The organism is Desulfacinum hydrothermale DSM 13146, assembly GCF_900176285.1.
Classification (GTDB): domain Bacteria; phylum Desulfobacterota; class Syntrophobacteria; order Syntrophobacterales; family DSM-9756; genus Desulfacinum; species Desulfacinum hydrothermale.
In genome coordinates this window covers 32234-58817 of record NZ_FWXF01000014.1, presented here as the reverse complement: position 1 = coordinate 58817, position 26584 = coordinate 32234, and the positions used below count along the sequence as shown (strand labels likewise).

Annotated in this window: 24 protein-coding genes; 16 read left to right on the top strand and 8 right to left on the bottom strand. The window is 61.7% G+C overall.

Annotated elements, in window-relative coordinates; all coding sequences use genetic code 11:
- Positions 1–285: 285 nt before the first annotated feature.
- Together B9A12_RS12055 and B9A12_RS12050 are read right to left on the bottom strand one after the other, a co-directional pair.
- Positions 286–771 carry a hypothetical protein gene (locus tag B9A12_RS12055; RefSeq protein WP_084058150.1) on the bottom strand — a complete coding sequence of 162 codons (486 nt, stop codon included), beginning with the start codon at positions 769–771 and terminating at the stop codon, positions 286–288.
- 385 nt (positions 772–1156) lie between these two features.
- Positions 1157–1930 carry an RNA methyltransferase gene (locus B9A12_RS12050; protein ID WP_084058149.1) on the bottom strand — a complete coding sequence of 258 codons (774 nt, stop codon included), beginning with the start codon at positions 1928–1930 and terminating at the stop codon, positions 1157–1159.
- 293 nt (positions 1931–2223) lie between these two features.
- Here B9A12_RS12050 and amrB point away from each other — a divergent pair, with 293 nt between their 5' ends.
- Genes amrB through B9A12_RS12035 form a run of 3 tightly spaced genes read left to right on the top strand, consistent with a single transcriptional unit; the run spans position 2224 to position 4238 of the window.
- Complete coding sequence (gene amrB, locus B9A12_RS12045; protein ID WP_084058202.1) at positions 2224–3090, top strand: AmmeMemoRadiSam system protein B; 867 nt, start codon at positions 2224–2226, stop codon at positions 3088–3090.
- Positions 3083–3652, top strand: coding sequence for an AmmeMemoRadiSam system protein A (gene amrA / locus B9A12_RS12040; RefSeq protein ID WP_084058148.1), 570 nt, complete (start codon positions 3083–3085; stop codon positions 3650–3652). Before amrB ends, amrA begins: the two co-directional genes overlap by 8 nt.
- A 37-nt stretch (positions 3653–3689) precedes the next feature.
- Entirely contained in the window at positions 3690–4238 is a 549-nt protein-coding gene (locus B9A12_RS12035; RefSeq protein WP_139796614.1) for a hypothetical protein, read from the top strand.
- A gap of 98 nt (positions 4239–4336) precedes the next feature.
- On the opposite strand, the gene B9A12_RS12030 is transcribed toward B9A12_RS12035, so the two are convergent.
- The gene (locus B9A12_RS12030) at positions 4337–5653 is read right to left on the bottom strand and encodes an MFS transporter (RefSeq protein WP_170920576.1); all 1317 of its coding nucleotides are present in this window, start codon (positions 5651–5653) and stop codon (positions 4337–4339) included.
- Positions 5654–5663: 10 nt separating this feature from the next.
- Between B9A12_RS12030 and B9A12_RS12025 the strand changes: the two genes are divergently transcribed.
- Entirely contained in the window at positions 5664–6509 is an 846-nt protein-coding gene (locus tag B9A12_RS12025; protein WP_084058145.1) for a zinc dependent phospholipase C family protein, read from the top strand.
- Positions 6510–6811: 302 nt separating this feature from the next.
- Here the strand turns inward: B9A12_RS12025 and B9A12_RS12020 are convergent, their stop codons facing one another.
- The gene (locus B9A12_RS12020) at positions 6812–8113 is read right to left on the bottom strand and encodes a permease (protein WP_084058201.1); all 1302 of its coding nucleotides are present in this window, start codon (positions 8111–8113) and stop codon (positions 6812–6814) included.
- A 422-nt stretch (positions 8114–8535) separates the two neighbouring features.
- Between B9A12_RS12020 and arsB the strand changes: the two genes are divergently transcribed.
- The 11 genes from arsB to B9A12_RS11975 all read left to right on the top strand — a co-directional run bounded on the left by arsB (position 8536) and on the right by B9A12_RS11975 (position 22122).
- Positions 8536–9732, top strand: coding sequence for an ACR3 family arsenite efflux transporter (arsB, locus tag B9A12_RS12015; RefSeq protein WP_084058199.1), 1197 nt, complete (start codon positions 8536–8538; stop codon positions 9730–9732).
- A gap of 339 nt (positions 9733–10071) precedes the next feature.
- Positions 10072–10581: a rhodanese-like domain-containing protein gene (locus B9A12_RS12010; protein WP_170920575.1), complete on the top strand. Its 510-nt coding sequence runs from the start codon at positions 10072–10074 to the stop codon at positions 10579–10581.
- A gap of 81 nt (positions 10582–10662) precedes the next feature.
- Positions 10663–12195: a cation diffusion facilitator family transporter gene (locus tag B9A12_RS12005; RefSeq protein ID WP_084058143.1), complete on the top strand. Its 1533-nt coding sequence runs from the start codon at positions 10663–10665 to the stop codon at positions 12193–12195.
- Between the two features lie 541 nt (positions 12196–12736).
- Complete coding sequence (locus B9A12_RS12000) at positions 12737–13117, top strand: thioredoxin family protein (RefSeq protein WP_084058142.1); 381 nt, start codon at positions 12737–12739, stop codon at positions 13115–13117.
- A gap of 18 nt (positions 13118–13135) precedes the next feature.
- Positions 13136–13840: a cytochrome c biogenesis CcdA family protein gene (locus tag B9A12_RS11995; protein ID WP_084058141.1), complete on the top strand. Its 705-nt coding sequence runs from the start codon at positions 13136–13138 to the stop codon at positions 13838–13840.
- Positions 13841–14047: 207 nt separating this feature from the next.
- Positions 14048–15394, top strand: a complete 1347-nt coding sequence (locus tag B9A12_RS11990; protein ID WP_084058140.1) for a TolC family protein — start codon at positions 14048–14050, stop codon at positions 15392–15394.
- Positions 15395–15441: 47 nt separating this feature from the next.
- Entirely contained in the window at positions 15442–16647 is a 1206-nt protein-coding gene (locus B9A12_RS11985) for an efflux RND transporter periplasmic adaptor subunit (RefSeq protein WP_170920574.1), read from the top strand.
- The gene (locus tag B9A12_RS11980) at positions 16644–19760 is read left to right on the top strand and encodes an efflux RND transporter permease subunit (protein WP_170920573.1); all 3117 of its coding nucleotides are present in this window, start codon (positions 16644–16646) and stop codon (positions 19758–19760) included. Before B9A12_RS11985 ends, B9A12_RS11980 begins: the two co-directional genes overlap by 4 nt.
- A gap of 290 nt (positions 19761–20050) precedes the next feature.
- Positions 20051–20200 carry a hypothetical protein gene (locus B9A12_RS17030; protein ID WP_170920572.1) on the top strand — a complete coding sequence of 50 codons (150 nt, stop codon included), beginning with the start codon at positions 20051–20053 and terminating at the stop codon, positions 20198–20200.
- Between the two features lie 78 nt (positions 20201–20278).
- Positions 20279–20431 (top strand): hypothetical protein, encoded by a 153-nt coding sequence (locus tag B9A12_RS17025; RefSeq protein ID WP_170920571.1) that lies wholly within the window; start codon positions 20279–20281, stop codon positions 20429–20431.
- A 422-nt stretch (positions 20432–20853) separates the two neighbouring features.
- Positions 20854–22122, top strand: a complete 1269-nt coding sequence (locus B9A12_RS11975; protein ID WP_139796610.1) for a heterodisulfide reductase-related iron-sulfur binding cluster — start codon at positions 20854–20856, stop codon at positions 22120–22122.
- A 60-nt stretch (positions 22123–22182) separates the two neighbouring features.
- Here B9A12_RS11975 and B9A12_RS11970 read toward each other — a convergent pair whose 3' ends face one another.
- The 4 genes from B9A12_RS11970 to B9A12_RS11955 all read right to left on the bottom strand — a co-directional run bounded on the left by B9A12_RS11970 (position 22183) and on the right by B9A12_RS11955 (position 25567).
- Positions 22183–23028, bottom strand: coding sequence for a hypothetical protein (locus B9A12_RS11970; RefSeq protein ID WP_084058136.1), 846 nt, complete (start codon positions 23026–23028; stop codon positions 22183–22185).
- A 259-nt stretch (positions 23029–23287) separates the two neighbouring features.
- Positions 23288–24091, bottom strand: a complete 804-nt coding sequence (locus B9A12_RS11965; protein ID WP_084058135.1) for a dihydropteroate synthase — start codon at positions 24089–24091, stop codon at positions 23288–23290.
- The gene (locus B9A12_RS11960) at positions 24088–24942 is read right to left on the bottom strand and encodes an alpha/beta hydrolase (protein WP_084058134.1); all 855 of its coding nucleotides are present in this window, start codon (positions 24940–24942) and stop codon (positions 24088–24090) included. Before B9A12_RS11960 ends, B9A12_RS11965 begins: the two co-directional genes overlap by 4 nt.
- Before the next feature lie 121 nt (positions 24943–25063).
- A complete protein-coding gene (locus B9A12_RS11955) occupies positions 25064–25567 on the bottom strand; it encodes an SRPBCC family protein (RefSeq protein WP_084058133.1) in 504 nt (167 codons plus the stop codon).
- A gap of 485 nt (positions 25568–26052) precedes the next feature.
- Between B9A12_RS11955 and B9A12_RS11950 the strand changes: the two genes are divergently transcribed.
- Positions 26053–26487, top strand: coding sequence for an acyl-CoA thioesterase (locus B9A12_RS11950; protein WP_084058132.1), 435 nt, complete (start codon positions 26053–26055; stop codon positions 26485–26487).
- Positions 26488–26584 lie beyond the last annotated feature (97 nt).

Here is a 26584-nt window from a genome sequence, read left to right as displayed (position 1 = left end):
GCCCAAAGCACCCTCTGGGCCGATGGCTGGAAAGGATTTTGGAGTAGCGGCACATCGGCCGTGACCGACGCCTTGGAAGGCTGTCTCAGAACGAAGAGGTGGGTTCCCTCGCGTGCCGACCGGCGGTGGGGGCTGCCTGGCAGCCACATGCTGCCGGCCTGTCCTGTAAGCCGTCGGGGCGGGTTCCGAACCCGCCCCGACTCAAAAAGAACCAAAGAGAACAGTGGAATTTCAACCAGTTAGAAATCCACCAAAAGGCTGAAAGGCCGTTGCCGGACGGGTTCCTCAGTGGGCTCCCGCCACGGCCTCCATCCAGCGAGCCATGGCTTTTGCACGGACCTGGTAGTCTCCAACGCCCAGTAAGACGGCCCCTTCCACATTGGGCAGCACCGTTTTATAGGCGTCGGCCAACGCCTTTTCCTGGGGGGCAACGGCGGCCAGTCCCTCCATGGCGGCGGTTTCCACAATGGGCCGCAGCTCGGCCAGGGCGGCCTCCACACTGTCATAGGGCTTTCCCACCAACTCCTGGGCGGCCGGAGCGGAGACGGGAATGAGCTCGTAGCCTTCCACGGAGGAACCGATGAACCCCCAGAGTCGTCCCTTGCAAAGGCTCAATCCCTCGTGTTCCGAGCGAAAATAGTACTTTGCGGGTGTGGAAAAAAGGACTAGAGCTCCCAGAACCAGAAGGACGAGCAGAGCGATGGAGCCTTTCTTGAGAAGTCCGCGGTTGATACCCGATACGACCACCTGATCACCCATTGCGCCTTGCATGATGAACCTCCGTGTGCCGTGGGGAGAAGGAAAGAAAGGTTTCACAAACACTCAGAATCTAGTCAAGCCGCGAAGGCAAGTCAAATAGATTTGCGGAACGGCAGCCCTTGCCTGCTTCCAAGATTGGGCGGGCTGTGCCGAAGATGGTTCCGCCTGCCGTGAGGTCGATGCCCCCCGCGCGGTGCCCGTTTGTGGGGGTTCAGGAGCTTGTGCGGACAGAAGGCCGGGGCCGGCAGCCGGGCCCGTTGTGCCGGCCTGGCCTTTCGGCAGTAGGGGCGGGGTCCGAACCCGCCCCTACAAGGCTTAAAAGAGGCACAGGGGACGGTGGAATTGCAACCGGTTGGAAATCCACCCAAAGGCTAAACGGCCATGGTGGGACAGCCTCCTAAGGGCTCTTTGACCCGGAGCCCCGGGATTGGGCATGGGCGTCGTGGCGGCCGCAATACCAGTCGATTTGGCGGCAGATACCCCGAATGATCTTGACTTCCCGGGCTTGGAGCCCGATCCTGCTGAAAAAGCGCCGGAGACTTTGCATCCAGTAGTCCGGGTTTTCCGGGTTCACAAAGTGGATCTTGGTGAGGGTTTCCTTCAGGTGATCGTACATGGCCTCCAGTTCGTAGCTGGAGGCCAACTTGGGCGTGAATCTTTCTGGCATGGTGGCCCCGGCCCGAAAGATTTCGTAGACCATCACCATGACGGCTTGTGCCAGATTGAGGGAGCTGAAGGCATCGCAGGTGGGAATGGAAACCAGGCAGTGGCAGTATTTCAGCTCGCGATTGGCAAGACCTCGGTTTTCGGGGCCGAAAAGAAGGGCTACCTGGTTGTTGTGGCTGAGATCCACCACTTGTTCGGCTACCTGCCGCGGATCCATCACCGTGCGGCGATGGGATCCTGTTCGGGCCGTGGTGCCGATGATATACTGGAAGGGTGCTAGCGCGTCGCGAAGATCGTCATGGACTTCCATCTGGGCGACCACGTCTTCAGCGGCGTGCGTGGCCATCTTGAGGATCCGGGTCAGATCGCAGTCCAGGGGATCCACCACCACCAGACGGTGGATGCCCATGTTCTTGGCGGCACGAGCGGCTGCTCCGATATTTTCCGGAAAATGGGGTCGATGCAAAACAACGGCGATGTTCTCCAGTTGAGCGCGATTTTCCACAACAGAATTGCTCCTTCGCGGGCACCCTCCGGGAACGGGTGGAAGGATGGCTCAGCCAGTTCCTGCCGGGGAGCCGCCAAGCACCACCTGCTCGGAAGAGTGGGAGGGGATGCGAGAGATCCCAAACTGTTGAGACGGACGGCAGGGATGGCCGAGGCCGTCTGCATGTTGGCCCACAAGCGCCCGGGTAGTGTTTTCGGTCGTCAAACTTTCCTTCTTGCGTCCGGGGGGCCATTATAAAGCCGCGCGGGAAGGATGCAAGAAAGAGAGGATCCAGGTTCGAGGGGGTGGCCATGGCAGCCGAAAAGATCCGAGAATCGGTGATCGCAGGGACATGGTATCCGGGCAATCCGGAACGGTTGACCCGGGAGATACGCGGCTATCTGAGCCGGGCTCGGGTGCCGAACCTCAAGGGACGTTTGGTGGGACTCATCGCTCCGCACGCGGGATACATGTATTCGGGGCCCGTGGCGGCCCATGCCTATAAGCTTTTGGAAGACAGGCCCTTTTCCAGGGTGGTGGTTGTGGCGCCCAGTCACCGGGCCTATTTTCACGGAGCCAGCATCTACCATCTGGGGGGGTACCGGACCCCGCTGGGAGTGGTGCCGCTGGACCGGGACGTGGTGGACGGGCTTTTGGAAAGGAAGGATCTTTTCAGTTATGTGCCCCAGGCGCACGCCCAGGAACACTCCCTGGAGATCCAGCTGCCCTTCCTGCAGGTGGTCCTGAAAGATTTTCGCCTCACGCCCATCCTGTTGGGCGATGTGAGTTCTTCGGACTGCCGGGCCATGGCAGAGGCCTTGGCCCAAGTCATCGGCGATCGGGAGGTGCTGCTGGTGGCCAGTACCGATCTTTCCCACTACTACAGCTACGACGAGGCAAAACGCCTGGACGGCCGAGTGTTGGAACTGGTGGAGCGCTTCCAACCCGATGCGCTCCATGCGGCCCTTCAGCGGCGGGAATGCGAGGCGTGCGGCGCCGGCCCCATGGTATCGGTCCTCTATGCGGCCCGGGCCCTGGGGGCCACTGCGGCCCGGGTCCTGCACTATGCCAACTCGGGAGATGTGACCGGCGATACGCGTGGCGTGGTGGGCTACATGGCCGCTGCGCTTTTTGAGGATCAGGCCGAGGGGTCGCACAGGGAGGAACGCCATGGTTGAAAAGAGGGTGCGCGCCGGCCTGGATCTGGGACTTTCGGAATCCGAAAGGGAGGAACTGAAAAGGATCGCGCTCCAGGCCCTTCGCCACAAGCTCCTGGGGGAGGAGTCGCCCCGTCTTCGGTTGGACTCCCATCGGCTTCAGGAAAAACGTGGTGCCTTTGTCAGCCTGCACAAGAAAGGAATGCTTCGGGGGTGCATCGGATATGTGGAAGGGCGCCGGCCGCTGTGGGAGACGGTCCGGGAGGCGGCCGTGCAAGCGGCCCTTTCGGATCCGCGCTTTCCTCCGCTTCGGGCGGAGGAGCTGCCCGAAGTGGACCTGGAGATTTCCGCGCTCACGCCCCTGGAGCGCATGACGGATCCCATGGACTTTGAGGTCGGTCGCCATGGGCTCGTGGTGCGCAAGGGGTTTATGAGCGGGTTGCTGTTGCCGCAGGTGGCGGTGGAACACGGCTGGGACAAGGAACAATTCCTTTCGTGGACCTGTAAAAAGGCGGGACTGTCAGAAGATGCCTGGCGGCGGAGCGGGACGGAGATTTACCGTTTTTCGGCTGACGTCTTCTGACCCGCGCGAAGAGCGCATGCGGGAAGGGAAGGGGATCGTGGCACAGATCATTGCCCTGGACGAAGGACGCAAGAAGGTTTTGGCGCGGCGTGCTTTTAGACTTTGGGAAAGGCGCTTTGGGGGCGTCTTTGACGAAAGGACGGCCATCCGGGACCTGCCGGACCCCGTTCTCGCCGCCCTGGTTGAGACCGGAGAGGCCTCCCACGTGGCGATCCAGTCGGTGGTTCTCGCCGTGGTGACGGGCCAGGAAAAGCCGAACATGGATGCACTGGCCCCGAACGAAAAGATCGGCGTGATCGATCGCGCCTTGTTTCTGCTGGACAGAATCCGCTTCGAGTGCATGCGGCGCCTGGGATGGGTGGAAGAGGATGCGAGTGGGACGATCCCCATCCTGGAGCTCATCGAGCACTTCGATGAGCGATTCGCTCATCAGCAGAACCAGACTCCTGCACTTGCCGACCGACACCCGCGCTACCCGGAGTTCCAGAAAACATTTGAGGCGGATCGATCCTCCTTTGTACGACGGCTCATCCCGGAAGCCATCGAAGCCTTTCGGGCCCGGGTGGAACGCGGACGGTTCTTCTGACGGGCTTTTAACCCAATGGCCCCTATGCGCAAAAGCCGGGGACTCTCCCTTTGTTCGGCAGGCGGTATGCCGCCGAGCATCATCCATTGCATCCCGGATCAGGAGCTGAGGACAGAGTGTTCTTCCTGGGAGGGAACGCGCCACAGGAGCCCGAAGCCCATCAGGAAGAAGAAGAGAACGCTGAGGATGGCCCAGCGAGGGCGCCCCGTGATGTCATGGACGAGACCGAAGAAAAAGGGGCCCAGAAGCGCCGAGAATTTGCCGCCTACGGTGAAGAATCCGAAAAACTGCGCGCTTCGTCCCTGCGGGATGAGGCGGCTGAACAGGGAGCGGCTGAGGGCCTGGCTTCCGCCCAGAATAAATCCCACCCATGCGGCAAGGACTTGGAACTGGAAAGCGCTTTGGACCCGGTAGGCGGCCATCACAATGCCGCACCACAGGCCGATGGAGGCGAGAAGAATCCGTTTGGTGCCCCATTGTTCGGCCAGCCGACTGAGCAGAACCGCGCCGGGGAAGGCCACCGCCTGGGTGATGAGGAAGGCGAGGGCGATGTCGGTCGTTTCCAACTGAAGAGCCGTGGCTCCGTACATGGAGGCCATGGCGATGACGGTTTGAATGCCGTTGTTGAAAAAGAAATAGGCGCAGACCATGAGGAGGGCACCGGGAAACGAGGTGATTTCCCGGTAAACGGCCAAGGAAGCCTTGGAGAACGGATGGGAGGACGGCGCGGTCTTTGGGGCCTGTCCGCGGCGTCCTGGGGGGAGCCAGAAAAGACAAGGAAGCGAAAAGACCGCCCACCAGATGCCCACCGAAAGGAAAAAGGTGCGGATCAAGGCGGGTGCATTTTCAAACCCCAAGAAGGACCGGTGGGCCAGGGCCCAAAGATGCAAAGCCAGAAGGAGACCTCCGCCCACGTATCCATAGGCGTAACCCAGCCCGGACAACCAATCCCGGGCCGCCGGAAGGGCGATGTGGGGCAGATAGGCATTGTAGAACACCTCGGAAGTGCTGAAGGCGATGTAAGCCAAGGCAAAGGTGGCCAGGGTCTGGAAGACGTCCCCCGGCCCGCAAGCCCACAGAGACGCGGTGCTCAAGGCACCGGCCGAGGCGCACAGAAGAAGAAAGCTCTTGCGCGCGGCCTTCTCATCGGCAAGTCTTCCCACCAAAGGGGCAGGGACGATCACCGCCAGGACGGACGCAGAGACGGTATAGGCCCACAAAGAAGAAGCTTCCGTGTGCCAAGCCAAGCCGAAGATCGGTAAGGTCACGCCCTGGGGGGGAACAACGACCCGGGCGAAGTAGATGGGAAGAAAGACGGCCAAGACGCTGGTGGCGAAGGCGGAATTGGCCCAGTCGTAGAGACACCAGGCCAGTTGGGCCCGGTCTTTTGGAAAGAGCCGACGTACGGGAGACAAACACACCTCCATGCCCAAAGAACGCTTTCACATGCTGCTGGCTCGGGAAGCCGCCGGGCTGTTGAACGCCGGTCAAGACGCCAGGTATTTCCCACTGGACAGGGTGTCCTTCTTGCTAGGTGCCGTCATGCCGGACACCCTCTTCTATGACATACCCCGGTTCACTCTGTCACGCGTGGGAAGACGCCTTCACCGTTATCAGGGGGAGGCGGGGGCGCAGGTCTGTCGAAATCTCCTGCGGCAGAGCCAGGCGAAAGGGGATCGCTCCTATGCCTCCTGGCTGATGGGATTCATGAGCCATCTGTTGGCGGACGCCTACTGGCACGGGCTGGTGGCCTACTACAGCGAACCCCCTTTCGGACCGTGCCGCTACTACCGGCTGAAACCCAAGTCCTGCCACCTGTGGCTGGAAGGGCAGCTGGAAGCCCAGTGGATCCCCCTGGTGGGTCCGGAAGATGGGTTCTGCCGGCTGCTGGATGGAGTGCGCCACGGCCTGTGGCGGACCCATCCGGCGCCGCGTTATTTTCGACGCTTGCTCCAGGTGGCGCTGCCACGCCACGTGCCCGCCGAACGGGGCGTGCGGCGCTGTCTCTACTGGCAGGCCACCTTGCTTCGGTTTTTTTCCGATTCCAGGACGGACCGCCTGCACGAGGTGCTGCTTTCCAGTCGGTGGGGGCGGTACCTGGGATCGTTGGTGGTGCCTCGGGAAGCGTGCCTGGCGGAGCTCATGGCGAGGGTGCCGCCGCGGCCCGCTCCCAACGGTCTGCCCCCCTTCGATGGCCGTCTGCTGGCCCGATCGGTTGCCGAACTGGCCCATGCGTTCGCCCACGTGGTGCGGGAGATTGCGCCCGCCTGAAAGCCGGCTCCAGGGTGGGGTTCCTGGCGCTCACCTTGAAAGAATTCTCTGCAGCGACGGACCCCACAGAATCGTTCTCAGAGGCTGCGAGGCGCGTGTTGTGCTATTCCAGGGGTTGGGGTCCCGTTGATCTGGGGCGTCACGAACGATGCGCCGCTTCCTGTGTCGCCACAGATCTTGACCATGGCCGCTGATGGGCCACCAGCCGAAGACAGTTCCCCCAAAACGCCAAGGTGAGGAGCCGGATTGGCTCCCCACACATGGGCGTTCCTTGAGCTTGGCGGTGTTTCCTGGGTTATTGCCTAGAAATACGCACCAAAGATCAGGCCGGCGATGGTGGACATGACCACCACGAGGCAGACGAAAACGAACGTTTTCTTGGTTCCCATGACGCTGCGGATCACGAGCATATTGGGCAGACTCAGGGCCGGACCGGCCAGGAGCAAGGCCAGAGCCGGGCCTTTGCCCATGCCCGCTCCGATGAGCCCCTGCAGGATGGGAACCTCGGTGAGTGTGGCGAAGTACATGAAGGCCCCCACCACGGCGGCAAAAAGGTTGGCTCCCAGGGAATTGCCGCCCACCAGTCCGCTCACCCAACGCGACGGGATGATCCCTTCGGCCCCGCCGGGTCGCCCCAAAAGAAGGCCGGCAGCCAGCACCCCCGCGAAGAGCAGCGGTGTGATCTGCTTGGTGAAATCCCACGTGGAAAGGAACCAGTCTTCCGTCTCTCCCCGGGTGGTGGTGATGCAGATCACCAAGGCGATGATGCCGGCGGAAAAGGCGATGAGCGGTTCATGGGGAAACGTGTAGGCGAGAGCGATGACCACTGCGGCCGAAAGGGCGATCTTGTAGGCCTTCACACGGAACCACAAGACCAGGAGCACGCCCAAGAGCAGGGCAAAGGCGCCCGCAAGGTACCATTTGATGGCGTAGATGGCGTTCCAGAGGCCCACCGGAGATGTGGACTTTCCCCATGTGGCGAAGATGAGAAGCCCCACCATGGAGGCAAAGTACACCACGTTCTGCCACAGGGGGCGCTCCACCTCCGGCGCGGGCATGTGAAGCGCCGCGGCCGCCTTGGCCTCTTCCTCTTCCCGGAAAAAGAAGTGCATGGCCAGCCCGATGATGATGCTGAAGGCGATGGCCCCCACCGCGCGGGCGATCCCCAAGGGCAGTCCCAGGATGCGGGCGGTGAGCACGATGGCCAGGATGTTGATGGCCGGCCCCGAATAAAGAAAGGCGATGGCCGGGCCCAGGCCCGCTCCGCGCTTCCAGATCCCGGCAAAGAGAGGCAGCACCGTGCAGGAACAGACCGCCAGGATGCTGCCGGAGACCGAAGCCACGCCGTAGGCCAAAACCTTCTTGGCCCCCGCTCCCAGATACTTCATCACCGCCGCCTGGGAAACGAAACAGGCAATGGCACCCGCAATGAAAAAGGCGGGCACCAGGCACAACAGCACGTGCTCCTGAGCGTACCACTTGGCGAGAGCCAGCGATTCCAGAACGGCGACTCGGAAGCGCTCACTTTCTATGGGAAGATAGAAAAGGACCAAAAAGGTTCCCACGATGAGGCTGAGAGGCTTCCAGATGTCGCGCCACTCGATTTTGCTTTTTTCCTGTTCCTCCATGGAGGCCTCCTCAATAGAAAAATCCATGCGACTTGTTTCCGCTCGAGCCATGACCGTGTCCTCCTTGTTGGGTGCTTTGGCCCGCTGTTGGGGCCGGCCGATTGTGGTTGTCTTACATATTCCACTATGGCAATATAGTGGCGCCCTGTCAAGATGGTTTATCGAAAAATCGGTCGGCCAACCGAAAATGTGCAGTGCGCCCCCATGTCTTGACAGGTGAAGGGGGTGCGCCATATAGAAGGCAGACGATATACAACTGATTTAGTGACGGCAAGAACATGCAACGTCTCATTTCAAGCCAGGCTTTGGGGGCCCGATGGGTCGGCATGGGCATCTGGCAGGTATGAAAAAGCAGGAATAGGGTTCCGGCAATCCAGCGAATGCCCAAGGAGGAAAAGATGGCATCGGAAGCGGCAGGAAAGAAGAAGGGAGGCCGCGGACTGACGGTTTTCGAGCGCTACCTTTCGCTCTGGGTGATTCTCTGCATTGCGGCGGGCATCCTGCTGGGGCGGGTGGCCCCGGAGGTTGCCCGCACCTTGGACGGCATGGCCATCTATGTGGGCGAGGCGCCGGTGGTGTCCATCCCCATTGCGGTCTGTCTCTTTTTCATGATGTATCCCATCATGGTGAAGATCGACTTCGGTGAAGTGGTGAAGGCGGGAAAGAGCGGCAAGCCGGTGGCCCTCACTCTTTTTGCCAACTGGGCGATCAAGCCGTTCACCATGTACGGCATCTCGTTGTTCTTCCTGGGCTATGCGCTCAAAGGGCTCATCGGTCCTGAAGCCGTGGATTACGTGAAGATGCCCCTGGGGCTCAATCTGCCGGTGGGAGCCACCCACGGTGTGGGCACCGTGGTGATGCACGAAGGCATGAAGATGCTTCAAGTGCCCTTGTGGCGGAGCTATCTGGCGGGCTGCATCCTGTTGGGGATCGCTCCGTGCACGGCCATGGTCCTGGTCTGGGGCTATCTGGCCCGGGGAAACGACGGACTCACCCTGGTGATGGTGGCCATCAACAGCCTGACCATGCTCCTTCTCTATGGTCCGCTGGGGGGCTTCCTTCTGGGCGTGGGGCGGCTTCCCGTGCCCTGGCAGGCCTTGGTGTTGTCCATCGGGGTCTACGTGGCCCTGCCCTTGGCCGCGGGCTATCTTTCCAGGAAGCTGATCATCCAGGCCAAAGGTGAGGCGTGGTTTGAGGAGAAATTCCTCCATGTGCTCACGCCCATCACCATCATCGCTTTGCTGGTGACCCTGGTGCTTCTCTTTTCCTTCAAGGGCGACGTGATCGTGGCCAATCCGCTCACCATCCTGTGGATCGCCATCCCTCTATTCATCCAGACCAATCTCATCTTCTGGGTGACCTACGGGCTTGCACGGCTGCTCAAACTCAAATATGAAGATGCGGCCCCTTCGGCCATGATCGGCGCGTCCAACCACTTCGAGGTGGCCATCGCCACGGCGACTCTTCTTTTCGGCCTCTCGTCGGGAGCGGCTTTGGCCACGGTGGTGGGGGTGCTCATCGAGGTGCCGGTGATGCTCATGCTGGTCAAGATTTGCCTGAAGACCACCCATTGGTTCCCAGGGAAAGAAGCCTGACGGGGCCTGGAATCGGGTGGGCGGCAGGGCCGACGACGCATCGCGGCGTCACGGGCGGCCGCTGGACCGGCTAGCTTGTTCGAGAGCGGCCAGGTGGCTCCCATCTTGCGCGGACGAAAGGTTGGGGTTACTGGGCGGGTAGGTGCTGGCGGCCTGGCTTCGGAGCAGATAGGGGCGGGTTTCGAACCCGCCCTGCGAGGCTGTCTCAGAACTCCCATGGCGCCACCCACAGGGTACGGTGGAACTTCAAGTGGTGGGAATTCAATAAAAAGGCCGGAAAGCCATGGTCTTGGTAGCCGAGGGCCTCCGGCGGGAGACCCGCAAACCAAAGGATGCACCTTGAAGCCTTCTAAAATAGACATGCAAGAACGCCTGACTCAAGGATTCCTGCAGACCCTGGCACTGGTGGTGGCGGCGGTGACCTTGGCGGCGACGGTCAATTGGCGGAGGCCCCATCCGCTTCCATGGGTGGGAGATTGGAAGGCGAGCGGGGGCGTGGAAGCCGAGAAGGGTGCTCTTTCGGTTGTTTCACTGGAGGAAGCCCGGGCGGCCTTTTTCTCGGGTGAGGCGCTTTTTGTGGATGCGCGCGATCCGGAAACGTACCGCGAAGGACACATCCTGGGCGCGGTCAATTTGCCGTGGATGATGTTCGATGAGGCGGCGCCGAGGGTCCTTTCCAACGTGGCAAAGGAACAGCTCATCATCACATACTGTGATGGGGAAGGCTGCGGTCTCAGCCGGGAAGTGGCCGTGGCTCTCGCGGCCATGGGCTACCAAAACGTGCGCGTTCTGGTAAATGGCTGGACGGTCTGGATCGAGGCGGGGCTCCCGACGGGCGCTGACGATTGAACGCGCGAGGGCCGCGGCCGTCCCAGGCGCGGTGTCGAGAGACGCCGGGGTTGGCCGTTGCCATAGAAAAGAAGAGGGGTCATGGCGCAGGCGGTGCAAACGATGCATGAACCGGAACCGTTGAAGATGACGAAGGCCGCGGACCCAGGTGACGGTCACGAGGGATGCGGCCACGACCACGGCCACTTGGGCCACCACCATCCGCCGGTGGATGCCGCCTCGGGACGGCGCCTTCTGGGCGTCATGCTCCTGAACCTGGCCATTCCTACGGCCCAGGTGGCCGGCGGGATTCTGGCCAACAGCGTGGCCCTCCTTTCCGACGCCACCCACAATTTCAGTGACTTTGCCGCACTAGTGGTCGCCTATGCGGCTTTCGTGATCGCGCAAAGGGGTGCCACGGTCCGCCACACGTTCGGGTTTCGGCGGGCGGAGGTTCTGGCGGCGCTCGTGAATGTGGGGCTCCTGCTGGGTGCGTCGGGCTACATCGCGTGGGAAGCGCTCCACCGTCTCCGGCATCCGGAACCCGTCTCCGGTCTGTGGGTGATCGCCCTGGCGGGGGTGGGGGTGGTGGGAAACGGCTTTTCCGCCTGGTTGCTTCATAAGGACGCGTCCCACAGCCTCAATGTGCGGGGCGCCTTTGTCCACATGCTCGGCGACTTCCTCACCTCGGTGGCCGTGCTCGTCAACGGGGCGGTCCTGACGATCAAGCCGTGGAACTGGTTGGATCCTGCCCTGTCCCTTTTGATCGTCCTTTTCATCCTGAAAAACTGCTGGGACATCTTGCGGGAAGCGGTGGGGGTGCTGATGAACGCGGCACCCCATGGGCTGGACATCGCGCAGGTCAAGGAGGATATTGAACGGATTCCCGGTGTTGTGAACGCCCACTATCTGCATGCGTGGAGTGTGGGCGGTTCGAGTGTTGCCTTCTCCTGCCACTTGGTGGTGGAGGATCAGCCGCTCAGTGGGGCGGAGGTCATCAAGCGCACGGTCCGGGAAAGACTCCATGATCGTTACGGGATCGATCACCCGGTGGTGGAGCTGGAAACGAGCCCGTGCGGGCATGGGTCGCTGCTGTGCGAACTGTCGTGTAACGGTGATGACCAGGTGGGAGGGGCTGGGAGCCGGGCGGTGAAACCCCATGACGGTGGAACCGAAACCGGAGGCTGGACGCTGGGCCGGGGCCTCCACATGGCGGGAAGGGTTTTTCTCGGACTCGTTTTTCTCTACGCCTCCTACGACAAGATCCTTCATCCATGGGACTTTGCCCAGGTGGTCTTCCAATACCAAATCCTGCCGGAATGGGCCGTCAACGCTGTGGCCCTGGTCCTTCCCTGGATGGAGGCCATGGTGGGCGTGTGTCTCGTGACGGGCGTTTGGGCTATCGGGGCCCTGCTGGCAGCGGACGGGCTTCTCACGGTCTTCCTGGCTGCCGTCGTTTTCAATTGGGCCCGTGGATTGGACATCGACTGCGGGTGTTTTTCCACCTCCGGCCATGGATCCGGAGGTCTTTCCTCCATGGCCTGGACCGCGCTGCGAGACGCCGTACTGCTGGCGGCGGCCGTGGCGACGACACGCTATCATTTTCGACGCGTGTCCCGTAAAGGGCGGCCTTGAACCGGCCTGCCGCGCCCCTGCTCGGAATCCCATGCCGGGGATCGATCTTCATCACAAAAGCCTTTCATGGGCCTGGGAGCTAGTCTGACAATGGCCTCTTGGCCTTTCTGACAAATGCAGGGCAACTGTGCTTTGTGATGTTTCTTGAGCTTTGTAGGGGCGGGTTCTGAACCCGGCCCTACGACGGCCTGGCCAGGTCGAACGCAGGAGCCCACAGGGAGTAATCTGGGCGTTCTCGGACAGGCTCCGAGGTGAAAACCAACCAAAGCTGGCTGCTGCCAGGGGAGCACAGACCTCCCTTCATCTTCCCCCTTTGAGCCTTATTTTCCATAGGCGCCTTAAGCCCCCGGGGGGAAGTGGGTGACAACGAAGGAAGCCGTTATGATCCCAGGTGGATGGCGGGAGTGGGCTGGCAAGAAACTCCATTCCCATCCCTTGCGTCCCCCGGCATGGCAAGGCACGGAAGATGTTGACACGTTGCCAAGGAATCGCTATATGGGAATACAGTACTTATGTGGGGCTTGCGCGCAGGAGGCGAAAGATGAAACAGGCGTGGAAGTGGGGGCTGGTGATCCTTTGGTTCGCCGTTGCGCTGGTGGGATCGGCTGCGGCCGAAGGCGGACTGCCCGCCCAGGTGCCGGTGCCCGGGATGGTCACCTTGGTGGATCTGGGTGCGCACAAATGTATTCCTTGCAAGATGATGGCCCCCATCCTGGACGAACTGAAAACGGAATACGAAGGACGGGCGGCGGTCCTTTTCATCGATGTGTGGGAAAACCGGGAGGCGGCCGCCCGGTTCGGGATTCGAGCCATCCCCACCCAGATCTTTTACGACAAGGAAGGCCGTGAGGTCTTTCGTCACGTGGGGTTTCTTGATAAGAAGAGCATTGTACACGTATTGCGCAAACTGGGTGTGCATTGAGGCGGAGGTGCCGGCGCCATGGATACATTCTTTCTGGCCGTCAACCAGTGGATGAACGCCCAGGGGGCTTTGGCTTTCCTGGGCTGTTTTCTGTGGGGCATGGTTGCGGTGGCCCTGAGTCCTTGTCACATGGCGTCCATCCCTTTGGTGGTGAGCTATGTGGCCGGCCAAAAGCGGCTCCTCCAGCCGCGCGAAGCGGCTCGGTATGCGGTGGTCTTCACGGTGGGGCTTTTTATCACCATCGCCGCCATCGGGGCCGTGTGCGCCATGCTGGGCCGGATGTTGGGGGACGTGGGTCCCTACTGGACGATTCTGGTGGGCTTGGTTTTGCTCTGGGTGGCCTGCGACATGATGGGTGTTCCGGGCTGCCGGTTGCCGGGATCCCGGTTGGGCAGGCTACGGCTTCGAGGTATGTGGGGGGCTCTGGTCCTGGGGTTGTCCTACGGGGTGCTGTCGGGTTCCTGCACGTTTGGCTTCATCGCTCCCATCCTGGCGGTCATCACCATCCAGAAGAAGGTTCTGACGGGTTTGGGCTACATCCTCTTTTTCGGGCTGGGCCATTGTCTTCCCATCGCGGTGGCTGGAAGCTTTACCGCTTTCATCCGAAAGGTGATGGCAAACGGGGCGTTTCAGCAAGGAAGCGAATGGCTTCGCCGGGCGGCCGGTGGTGCCATCGCCGTGCTGGGGGTCTATTTCATGGTTCGTCCGTTTCTTTCCAGCTAGGGGGCCAGGGATCGGACCGGTCGGATCTTTCCTGCCTGCGATGGGCTTTGGGACGGCAAGGAAGAAGCGCCCACTGGTTGTCCTAAGGGAAGTGAAGACGTTTGGAAGTTGGGTGGAGGGACGGCTCGACGGGTCGCCCCCAATTGCAACAGCCCGCCCTATCGTTTTGTGGGGCGGTCCAGCCAAGGAGGCAATCGGAAGGTGCGAATGTTGGGAGTTTTCACCTTGTGTCTGACGGTTTTCATGGGCTTTGCCTGTCCGGGATACGCCCAGTCCACGGCTTGGGATTTGTCGGAATGCGTGGCCCAGGCCCTTGCTCACAATCCACAGATCCAGGACCGGAAACTGGGCATTGGAGCCGCCGACCAAGAGATCGTGAAGCGGCGGGCCGCCTTCTTCCCGGAGCTGGATCTGACATCGTCTTACAGTCGTTACGGAGAGCCGCAGCGGGTGGTCCCGGTCCATGCCAACAATGAACCGGGCATTTTTGACCGAGACGTGTGGGATACGGCGGTGATGGGTCGCCTTTCGCTTTTCGAAGGCGGGAGGCGGTGGGCGCAGGTGCGCATCGCGAAATTGGCCAAGCAGGAGGCGGTGTCGCGCTTTGACGCCACCCGCCAAGACGTGGCCTTGAACGTGGCATCTGTCTATTACAAGATCCTTCAGCTGGACCGCGTGCTGGAAGCCACCTGGGGATCGCGCCGGGCCTTGGCGGCCCAGGAGGAACTGGTGCAGAACCAGCTGGAAGTGGGCCGAGTGGCGCCGGTCGACCACATGAAGATCCAGGTGCGGCTGGCCAGCTTGGACCAGAGAATCTCCGCACTGAAAGCGGACCGTGGGGTCCTGCGGGTCTTTCTCGGGCGCTTGATGGGCCTGGATCTGGACAACCGCCCTGCTTTTGACATCGCCGGGGTCCTGACGACCCCGGTTTTGCACATTCCTCCCGTCAAAACGGGGGTGACCAGGGCCATGCGCCTGCGTCCCGAACACAAAGCGGCCGAGCTGGCTCTGAAACAGGCGCGTCAGGAGATTCGAGCAGCTCTGGCCGACGTCTTTCCAAGCATCCAGGCCTTCGGCCGATACGGGCTTCGAAACGGCCTGCCTTACGAGCAGGATGACCCTTCGGGTGCCATCGATCATGAAGACACCTGGGCGGCAGGGATCCAGGCCACGTTGCCGCTCTTTCGCGGTGGTGCCGTGCGGGCGTCCATTCGCCAGGCCCGTCTTCGGGAACGACAGGCGCGGGAGCGCCTTCGGGGCGTGGAACTGCAGATCCGTGAAGAGGTGGAACGCGCTCATGCACGCCTGACCGACAGCGCCGAGCGCCTCCAGGTCACCCGCTCCAGCGTGGACGTTGCCCAGGAGACGCTTCGCATCGAGCAGGACAAGTACCGGGCTGGGAAAAACACGATAAACGACGTCTTGGACGCCCAGGCGGCGCTGCTCCAAGCCCAGGTGGAATACAGCCAGGCGCAGGTGGACGCCCAACTGGCTCTTCTGCAATGGCGCAAGGCCGTGGGAGAGGATCTGACAGATCTTGCCCGGGGCAAATGAGTTCAGCGTCTCGATCCCCAAGACCCGTACCAAAGCGAGGAATGAAAATGGGAACCAAAAGGCTGGCCAAACGCATACTCCTTCTCGGGATCCTTTTTCTTGTGATCGTCGGCCTGGCTCTGGGGGTCAAGAAGGCCCGCCAACGCCTGGCGTCCGCACCCCGGTGGAAACCGCGACCTGTACCCGTTCAGGTGGACAAGGTCTCAACGGAAACCTTGCGGGACACACTGAGATATCTTGGGTACTTGGAAGCGGCGGCAACGGCAAGCGTGGCGCCCCGGATAACGGCCGTTGTGGTGAACGTCCATGTGGATGAAGGGGATACGGTCCAGGCGGGAGACCTTCTGGTGGAACTGGACGACCGGGACATCCAGGCGGAAGTGCGGGCCTTGAGCGCCCGGGTGGAAGCCCTGAAAGCCAAGCTGACGGCGCTGGAGGCATCCATTGCGGCGGCCCGTCGGAACGTGAGCTATCTGCGCACCGAATTCCAACGGGATCAAAAGCTCTATGAAAAGAAAGGAATCAGCGCGTCGGCCCTGGACGCTTCCAGAAATCGGCTGGACACGGCGGTGGGCCGACTCGATTCCCTGGTGGCGGAGCTGAGCAGTGTGCGCCGGGAGATGGAAGGGGCGAAAGCCCAACGCCAAGAAGCGTCCACGCGGCTTTCCTATGCCCGCATCGTGGCGCCCATCTCCGGTGTGGTGACGGAGCGTATCGTGGATCCGGGCGATCTGGCCAAACCCGGCCAGGCGCTTTTGGAACTCATGGATTGCTCGTCCGCCAAGATCGTCTTCGAGGCGGTCCAGGAGGATCTGGGGTTCCTACAACCGGGAAAGAAGGTTCTGGTCCGGTGGCCGGAGGGAATGCCCCACTTCGGCGAGCAGGCCGTGATCAGTCGGGTTTTTCCGGCGTTGCAGGGGGCCAAGTCGGTGCGGGTGGAAGCCGATATCCCGTGGGACTGCTCGGAACCGGTCCGGCCCGGATCCTATCTTCCCCTGGATGTGGTGGTGCGGGAAGGAACCGGCATGGTGGTGGCGCGGCGCGCGGTGGTGGAAACGGACGGAACCTCCTTTGTCTTTGCGGTTCGATCCGGGCGATTGGAGAAGGTGCCTGTGCGTGTGATTTTCATGACGGAAAATCGCGCCCTGGTGGAAGGCAAACTCCGGGAAGGCGAGCAGGTGGCCGTGGGTGAATACCTGCAATGGATTCGCCTGCACGAAGGGATGCCGGTGGTGCAGGAGGTGCGCTCATGAGTCCTCACGGTTGGTCGTTACGAAACCCGTGGGCTGTCCTGGTGGGGGCGCTTCTCGTTGCCGTGGTGGGGCTTCGAGCCTTCTTCACCATGCCCACCGAATACTTTCCCGACACCAACCCTCCCCAGGCGGCGATCATCATTGTGGAGCCGGGTGCCGCCGCGGTGGACGTGAGCCGGCGCATCACGGAAGTGGTGGAAAAGGAATTGGCCAGCATCCCGGGGCTCACCAAGCTGTCGTCCGCGTCGCGCGATGAGGTGGCCTCCATCAACGCCCAGTTCAACTATGGAAAACCGGTGGGTCAGGTGGTGGTGGACATCCAAAACGCTCTGAGCCGGGTGCGGGCGCAGCTTCCTTCCGATATCCTGGAGCCGCGCATTTATCCCGTAACGGATGCCACCCGACCGGTGCTCACCCTGTCGCTTCGTCCCAAGGCGGGTTCATCGTTGGATCTCGCCCACATCCGGCTCCTGGCCGACAACGACATCAAGGACTTTCTGCTGAATCTGCCGGGCGTGGCGGACGTGGACACCTTCGGCGGTCATCGGATGCAGGTGAACCTGTGGCTCGATCGGGATCGGCTGGAGGCATACGGGCTGACGCCGCAAGACGTGATGCGGGCCGTGCAGGTGCAAAACATCACCACGCCGGCGGGGCTCATGGAAAACGAAGACGGCGAAGCGCTGGTCAAGACCATCGGGGAGTTCCGGGATCTTCGAGATATCCGCGATTGTGTGATCCGGCGCAAGGCCGGAGCGGACGTGCGGGTTCAGGACGTGGCCCGGGTGGAACTGGGCATCGAGGATCTGCGCAGTCTCTATCATGGCAACGGCGAGCCCGCCGTGGCCATCAACGTGCTGAGAGCGGACGGCGGCAACGTCATGTCCGTCATCCGGACGGTCAAGGGGGCCCTGTCCCGAATGGAGAAACGCTGGCCGGACATCCACTTTGAGATCACCAACGACCAGCAGCCCCTCATCGACCGCAATACCCAGGGCATGCGGGCTTCGCTCTATGCGTCCATCGCCCTCACCGTCGTCATCATCTTCCTGTTCCTGGCGGATATTCGCTCGTCCACCATCGCGCTGGTGAGCATTCCCCTGTCGTTCATGTTTGCCGTGGCCGTGTTGGGACTCACGGGCCATACCCTCAACATCGTGACCCTTTCGGGGCTGATCATCGCCACGGGGATGGTGGTGGATGCCACGGTCGTGGTGGTGGAAAACATCCACCGGCATCAAAAGACCTGCCCCGGAGACGCCCGCCAATGCGTGGAAGGGGCCGTGGGAGAGATCCTGCTGTCCATCAGCGCCGGGATGCTCACCACGGTGGTGATGTTGGTCCCCATCATGTTTTCCGGTGGATACGTGCAACAGGTGCTTCGCCGTTTCACGTTGACGCTGGCCTACGCCTTGGTGGGATCGCTGCTCGTGGCCGTTTTCGTGGTGCCGCCGCTGGCCCTCAAGCTCATCCGAGGAGGCGACGCGGCGAAACGACGGCGGAATGTTTTGGAACGCCTGGTGCTTCCCTTCGGCAAAGGGGTGGACGCCCTGGCGAACTTCTACGTGCGCGTGCTGCGCGCAGCGCTCCATCGGCGGTGGCTGGCCATGCTGTTGGCCCTTGGATGCTTCGTGCTCACCATGAAAATCGTGCCGCCGATCATCGGCCGCGAACTCATGCCTCCCATGGATACGGGCATCATGAACATTCGCTTCGAACTGCCGCCGTCCGCATCCGTGGCGCACGTGGAAAAAACGCTCACGGAAGTGGAAAAGATCATCCGTCAAGAACCCAGTGTGCGGATGATCTCGTCCACCGTGGGCTCCGAGCCGGGTGAGATCTCCTTCGGCGCAGGCGGCCAGACGGCTCAAACGGCTTTTCTCATTGTGACGCTCACCACGCGGGATCAGCGTGATCGCACCATCTGGGAGATTGAGGATGAATGGCGCGAAAAGATTTCCGCTCTTGGCGGAATCCGGTCCCTGCAGGTTTACGAATACGGAGCGACGCCCATGGCCACGTCCCGGGCGCCCATTGACCTGGTGGTCATGGGCGGCCACCGGCCCGAAGATCTGAGCGCCGCCGCCGCCCGGATCCAGCAAAGTCTGGAGGGCCTGCCGGGGTTGGTGGACGTGGTGCCCGGCTGGTGGCTGGACAAGGAAGAGGTGCACGTGCGTGTGGATCCCAGAACGGCGCGTCTTTACGGCGTCACCCCGGCGGATGTGGCTTCGATACTGCGCGTGGCGGTGGGGGGCGTTCCCGCCTCCGGGCTTCGCCTGAAAGGTTTTCTGGACGTTCCCATCAGGGTCGCCTATGAGGATGCGTGGGTGAGATCGCCCGAGCGCCTGGCGCAAATCCCCATCCCCACGCCCAAGGGGTCCGTGCCGCTGCGCACTCTGGCGGCCATCGAGCCGAGCACCACGCAGACGGTCATTACGCGCGAGGACCTGGAGAACACCATCGACATCACCGCGTACAATCGCACGCGACGGATCAGCCAGGTCTTGGGCGATATCGGTGCCCGATTGAAGAAGGTGTCACTTCCCGGTTCCCTGCACATCAAGGTCAGTGGAACGGCGGCGGACATGCACGAGAGTATGCAGCGGGTCATGAAGGCGGTGTTGCTGGGGCTGGTGCTTCTCGTCGTTTTGCTGGTGGGAACCTTCCGATCCTTCAGCCTGCCGCTTCCGATCCTGGTGGCCATTCCTCTGGCCATCATCGGGTCCATGTGGGGGCTGCTTCTTCTGGGAAAGCCCATGTGCATGCCCGCCATGATGGGCATTTTGCTCCTGGCCGGCGTGGTGATCAACAACTCTATCTTTCTCATCGACTTCATTCGGCAGGCCTTGGATCAAGGCATGGATCGGGATCAGGCTTTGGAGCAGGCCGTCAGGCTTCGGCTGCGGCCAGTGCTCATGACCACCATCTCCACCTTCGTGGGCATGCTGCCCATGATCTTGGAAACGGCGGTGGGCCTGGAGCGTATGTCGCCTCTGGCCACGGCGGCGGGCTTCGGCCTTCTGGTGGGGACCGTCATGACCCTGGTGATCACGCCCGTGACCTACACACTGCTGGACGACCTGGGAAGGCTCGTGGCACGGCTGTGGCGCTAAGAGGCTGTCTGACAATGGTGTCTCGCCCTTTTGTGGCTTTCAGATCAGTTGAAATTCCACCGGCCCCGTGGTGCTTTTTGAACTCTCAGACAGCCTTGTAGGGGCTTCCGAACCCGTCCCTACTGCTTAAAGGCCAGACAGACAGCATGGACCCGCCTGGCCGTCCCCAAAACTTCCGTGCCGCCAAGAAGTGAGCAGCCTGGGTGTTCTCGGGTAAACTCCCGAGTCCCTATGGGGGCGGGTGTCATGGGCGGGTTAAAAACGGCTGAGATGGGACAGGAGGTGATGCCATGCGGCTCAAACCCATCGTGCTGACCCTGAGCCCCCAGGAGGCGCAGGAAGTGGTGCGCATCGACATGGACGCCGATTCCCGGGGGGCTCTGGACTTTGTTCGCCACGTGCTGGCCAAACGGGTCAAGGAGGCCCTCCAGACCCATTGAGTGCCCGTCTTCGAGGCCGGGTACGGCCCCGCACAAAAAGACCGATTCAGCTCCCGATAAATCCGACGAGGTGTCTTTATGCCCGTTTTGAACGTGACCCAAGAAGAATACATGGCCATGAAGGCGGTGGTGTTGGACGGCGATAAGGACGAGGCCCTGCGGCTCATCAAGGCCTTTCTCAAGCGCCTGGAGGCCGACGAAAGAAAGGCCTTGAAGTCCCATCTGGACTGATCTGACTCCGGAAGAGGTGATGCGGAGTCCTGTCCTGCCCGAGATTTGATCACTACCGCGGCGCTATCCTCCGGCTGCCCGGTCACGAGCCCTCACGCAACGCACGGACGCTTCCCGGCCGGCACCGTCTCGATCCGTGTTACATGTCGTCACCGAAAAGACCGAGACCGCCTCTTGACGACGGGCCGAGGAAAGGCGGCCTCACGTCTCTATCAGCGTCCGTCACGGGCCGGCGGGAGGTTGGGGTGCGTTGGTTTGTGGCTCAGAAAGGGCCTGGGTGGAGGACGCTGGATTTGGGTGATAGGAAAGGGTACCCCCGATCGGGGTAGCGGACGGGGGGGGGATGTTCGGCAGCACCCGCGCTGGGCGGAGCGTTTTTTCTTTTCCACCGTGAAAGGACAAAGTGACCGGAGTTGCGACCCGTGAAAGATGGAAGACCGGAAGAGTACATGCGGCGGATGGTTGCAGGGTGCACGGACTGCGACATCTGCCGCTACCTCATGGATGAGTGCTGTCTTCTTTTTCCTAGGATCTTCGAGCTCTACGACCGGGAACTCGCTGGTGGTCCGCCGGCGGAAGACGAAGAGCTTCTGGATCTCATGGATCTGTGCACGCTGTGCGGACTGTGCCCTTGTCCCGACGTTCGGGCGAACCTGCTTCGGGCCAAGTCGGAACGTGTGCGCCGCCGCGGCTTGAGTCCCGCCGCCCGGCTTTTGTCGGATCTTCAAAGCGTGGGAGGGCTTCCGGCCTTCCTTCGTCGAACGGCATCTTTCGTACTCAAGCGGCGTGCTGGTTCGCGAGGCGCCGCGCGACTTTTGGGGCTTCAGCCGGATCGCCGACTGCCTCCTCCAGCAGAGGAGGATTTCTTCACTTGGGCTCGAAGGCGCGGTCTGTGCGAAGAACGGCCGGCGGAGCGAAAAGTTGCCTATTTTGTGGGATGCACCGCGGCCTATCTTTTTCCGGAAGTGGCCCGGGCGGCTGTGTCCGTGCTGGAAAGGTGCGGTGTGAGCGTCCTTGTGCCCGATCAGCAGTGTTGCGGCATGCCCTCGGCCGTGGAGGGAGACGAAAGGCGGATGGTGGAACGCGTGCGGGCCAACCTGGAGACCCTCCTGGCACTGAGCGACGCGGGCTATGATCTGGTCTGTTCCTGTCCCACCTGCGGATATTTCATGCGCGTGATCCTGAAAGAAAATGTCCGTGTGGGCCAGGGGCCCAGTTGGCTGGCCGACGACTTCTTTGTGTCCCTGGACCCGCACCGCCGCATACAACTGGCCCACCGGATCCATGATCTGGGTGAGTATGTGAGGAAGCTGGGGCTCCCAGTGGAGCGGGGCCTTCCGGACCGGGGCCCTTCCGGGCGCTGGGTCTATTTCGAACCCTGTCATCAGCGCGAACAGGAAAACGGAGGCAGCTACCCGGATCTCTTGTGGCGCATCCCGGGCTTTCAGGTGGAGCCCGTGGGAAGTTCCACGGATTGCTGCGGGATGGGCGGATCCCTGGGCTACAAGAAGGAATTTCACGCAATGTCACTGGAGCTGGGCCGGCGGCTCTTCGAAAAGATCCGGTCCGCCGATCCCGACGGCATCATCACCGACTGCCTCAGCTGCCGTCTGCAGTTTCGCCACAACCTTTCCTATCCCGTGTTGCACCCGCTGGAGATCCTGGCCGGGATCGCGGGCCGTAAGAACTGATTTGGGGAACAGCCCCGTCGGCGAAGGTCCCTTTGGAAGGTTCCTGGCCCTTTGGAATGGTCAGTTGCCCGGTGGATTGGTGAGGGTTTCGAGCGCATCGTGCATGGCATCCTGCGAGCTGTAGGTGGTGCACTGGTGAAGGACGATGGAGTTGTTGGCCAAGTCGGGATCTCCATAGCCTCCGAGAGGGACCACGGACACCGCGATCCCCGCAGATTTTTTGGCCACGATCGGCGTGTTGGATACTTCCACGGTGCCCATGGACTCCGGCTTGAAATCTTTTGTGAACCGTCGCGCATGCCCACTGTGGGCGTCATAGTATGCGACCCGGATTCGAAATTCCGGAACGAGTCGCAAGAGCTGTGGGCCGGCCGCCCCAACGGTCGCAATGATCTTGTGCATGTAAAAGGCATCGGCGTTGTGAGGGGTGCCGCCGGGTGGGACGCAGCTGTCGGAATAGACGCGGATCAGTTTGAGGTCAATGCGCTTGACTCGTCGGGCCTTCATCTTGGGCGGCGCGGCGACTTTGGCCGAAGGGTTGATTTGCATGAGGGTAAAGGGCGTTTCACTTCTGTCCCAACTGATACCATCTTCGGTCATGATCAAAATCTTGTAGTCACTTCCGATGGAAGCGGTCCCTCCGGAATGGGACCCTACCGTCCAGCGGAAGCTGGTTTGGGATGGCGGAACATTGCGAGCTATAAACCCAAGGAAAATGCCATTTCTTCTGAGTTCGATCTTCAAAGGCTTGGAGCAGTCGTTGGTCCATGTGATGTGGTAGACGCTGCCGGGAACCAACCTCTCGCCTCCGTTGGGTGCGGTGAGGGTGAGGCAGCCCGCATGGGCCGTGAGCCCGGGGATGAGCACGGCGGCGAGGCAAAGCAAGAGAACCCATTTCTTTCGCATGGTCCATTCCTCCTGTCTTTTTTCACCCGATGCGGATCCAACGGATTCCTCTCCCTTTCAAAGAGGATCGGTGACGGCGCCATGGGAGTCTAGAGTTCCGCCATCGAACCTGCCGTCTCGAAAAAGCGCGATTTTCCCATCTCCTCCTGCGACTTTTCCACAGCATGCAACATTGGGCCCCGATCGGTTTCCTTTGCGTTGTCTGGTTTCCATTTCCAGGGCCGAGGCACGTCCTGTCCATTTTCCGGACACCCCAAGCCTATCCGTCGGCGGCCAGGACCTGGTCCACAGCCGGGGAAGGACCGGCCAGTGTCTCCAGGAACTTCCAGGATCGGACCAGGCGGGTATTGAGGACATCGGCCAGGACCGCGTGGAGGCCCACCTGGGCCAGGGCGCCCAGGAGAGCGCAGTCGAGCTCCGGCCCGAGGGATCGGCGCAGGCCGCTGCGCAGGTTGGAAAGCCCCACCAGGGTCCCGGCCGGTCGTCCCAGTAAATCGCCCTGGGAGAGAAGGCGCACCGTCTCGATGGTATGGGCGATGCGAGCCGGGGCATCGGCCCAGCTCATGTTGGGCAGCAGCGGATCGAAGAGCAGGCGCTGGTGGGAAACTCCGGCGGCCAGGGCCCGTGCGTGGAGCTCCGCCGCCAGGGCCGCCTTTTCTTCCACCGACGGAGGGCTGAAGGACCGATCATCCAGCAAGAGCACCACCAGGGGTGTTTCATATTCCACCGCCAGCGGAAGGATCTCCTCCAATCTTCGGGGTTCCAGGGTGAGACCATTGAGAATGGGAGTCTTTCTGCAGGCCTGCAGGCCTTTGCGAAGAAGGCGCGGGTGGGGGCTGTCCAGGATGAGCGGCAGGGAGACGGTCTCCTGGACCGTCTCCACCAGGAAGGTCATGCGGTCTTCCCGGCTCCGGGGAAGATATCCCGGGTTGATATCGATCCATTGAGCGCCCGCATCCAGCAGGCGGCGGGCTCGGTGCCGAATGGGTCCTGGATCCAGCCCTTCCAAGGCGGCGGCCACGTCCGGGTTGAGCGGGTGAAGGTTGTCGGCGGCGAAAATCATGGCGAAATCCTCGAATCGGGTTGGCGCGCGATGTCGTTGGGGTTGCCCCTGCCTTGGGTTACGAATTCTTCCAGGATACGAAAGAAGGGTTCCCATCGGGGAGGGCAGTCGTTGTGATCACAGTCGTAGGTGATGAGCCGGGCGTTCGTGGCGGTTCGGGCCAGCTCCTCGCCGTGTTGATAGGGAATCACCGTGTCATGCTTACCGTGAACAACCAGCACAGGACGGGGGTATCGGCGAACCACGTCCAGATTGTCGAAGGGATCTCGGATGAGAAACGCCGGAGCCAGGTAGCGGCGGGCGAAGGGGCGAAGGCTGGTGAAGGTGGACATGAGGATGAGACCGGCGGAAGGCCTTGCGGCGGCCAGGGCGCAGACCGCGCCGCCTCCGATGGACCGGCCCCAGAAGAATATCCTGCTGGAGTCCACGTCCGGACGGACCACGGCCATGTCGTAGGCGGCGACAAAGGCTTCCGTGATGTTCTTTTGGGTCGGCTTGCCGCTGGAGCGGCCGTAGCCGGGATATTCCACCAGGAGAACGCCCAGACCCCGATCCGCCAAGGGCTCCAGAACCGACGGCCAGATGTCGATGACCTCACCGTTTCCATGGGCGAAGACGAGGAGAGGGCTCCTTCCATCGGGGCCGGGACGGCGGGACGGCAAAAACCACGTTTCCACGCGCCCGAAAGACGTCCGGACCCAGTGCCTTTCCAGGTGGGCCGGCTGGTGCAAGTCGGGGGGAGTGCCCACAAACAGGGTGGGAAAGATGAGCGCACGCTGAAAGACGAAAAGGAAAAAGAGGTAGAGAAGGTACCCACTCGCCAAAAAGAAGAGCAGCTTGGTCCAGGTCACGGCGTGTCTCCTGCCGAAGAGGGTTTGAGATGAAGGGGGTGCCGGTCCGTCATCCGTGGTGCGCAGAGCCTGCGCTGTGATCCGGGGCCGGTGATGGTCGGCACGGCGGTCCTGATGCTTTTCATGCGCCGCCGTGGCCGCCCGGGGCGGAAACCCCGTCAGATGGCGGTCCGACTTCCGGTATCAACCCAACCAGAGCGCGCGCCCGATACCAAAAGATCCATTGAATGAGACGGTGGATGGCCGGAGCGCCCATTTCGCCCAGCGGGTAAAGGGGAAGGGCGTAGCGGACCCGGTCGGTCATGAGGGTCCCCTGGGGCCGCGGTTCGAATGTATGGGTGTGCACCCACAGCCGATAGGGGCCGCGGATCTGCTCATCCACGAAGCACCGTGGGGGTGCCCACTTCCGGATGCGGGTCTTCCAGCGAAAGGGTACGCCGAAAAGCCGGAGCTTGTAGTCGATGAGCGTTCCTTCCGCCATGGCGATGGGAAGCTCCGTGAGGATTCGAAACGAAAGCTCGGGCGGGGTGATACGCTCCAGATTGGCCGCATCGGCGAAGAAGGGAAAGACGTGGGCCGGGCTTGCTGGAAGCAGGATGCGGGTCTCAAAGTGGTGAATGCGCATGGATCCCTTTCTTCGCAATGGAGATGGTGTGGAGGGGGTCTTCGTGGTGCGTGTTGCAGACCTCAAGGCGCCTGCACCCATGGCTCCTGAGCCTTAAGGGGTTTCCTCCGTGGCTTTCCCAGTCCTTCTATGAGCCTGCTCCAAAATGGCCTCTCGCCCTTTTGTGGCTTTCCGGCCAGTTGAAATTTCACCGGCCCCGTGGTGTTTTGGAATTCTCGGAGCGCGCCTTGATAGGGGCGGGTTCGGAAACCGCCCCTACAGCTGAAACGCCAGGCCGGAAGCACGGCTCCGGCTGGTAGCCCCAAGCTTTGGTCCGTACAACAAGGGGAGCAACCTGGGAGCTTTCGGACAGGCTCCAAGGGGCCCAGCCCAAGAAGGAGCGGCTGGGCTTTCCACTCCTTGTGGTCCGCCATGAAATGTGCTCTCATGGCCCCGATGTGAACTGAGAAAAGACGGGTCCCAGCCGATTCGGGGAGGAAAAGACGATGCGCGAACTGCTTGAAGGTTTTCCCGTGGTGATCGAGCTTCCGGTGGTGTGGGGAGAGATGGACGCCTTCCAGCATGTGAACAATGTGGTCTATTTTCGCTACTTCGAAACAGCACGGATCGCCTATTTCCTGGAAATGAACTACATGAAAATCATGGAAGAGACGGGGATCGGTCCGATCCTTGCCGCCACTCAGTGCCGCTACCGCTTTCCGCTCACATATCCGGACACCATCTCCGTGGGAGCCCGCGTGCCGGCGTTGCAGGAGGACCGGTTCACCATGGAGTATCGCATCGTGAGTCATCGTCACAAGCGCATCGCCGCGGAAGGAGATGCCCTGGTGGTCTCCTACGACTACCGGAAAAACGCCAAGACCGCCCTTCCGGAAAGGGTTCGCCACCACATTCTGCGGGTGGAGGGGAGGGAGCGATGACTCGGCTCCCAGCAGGCTGGCCCACACTGGTCTTTCGACCCTTGTGCGGCTTTCCAACGGACTGCCCTTCCAGCGGGCCCCGTGCCCAGAACGGCCA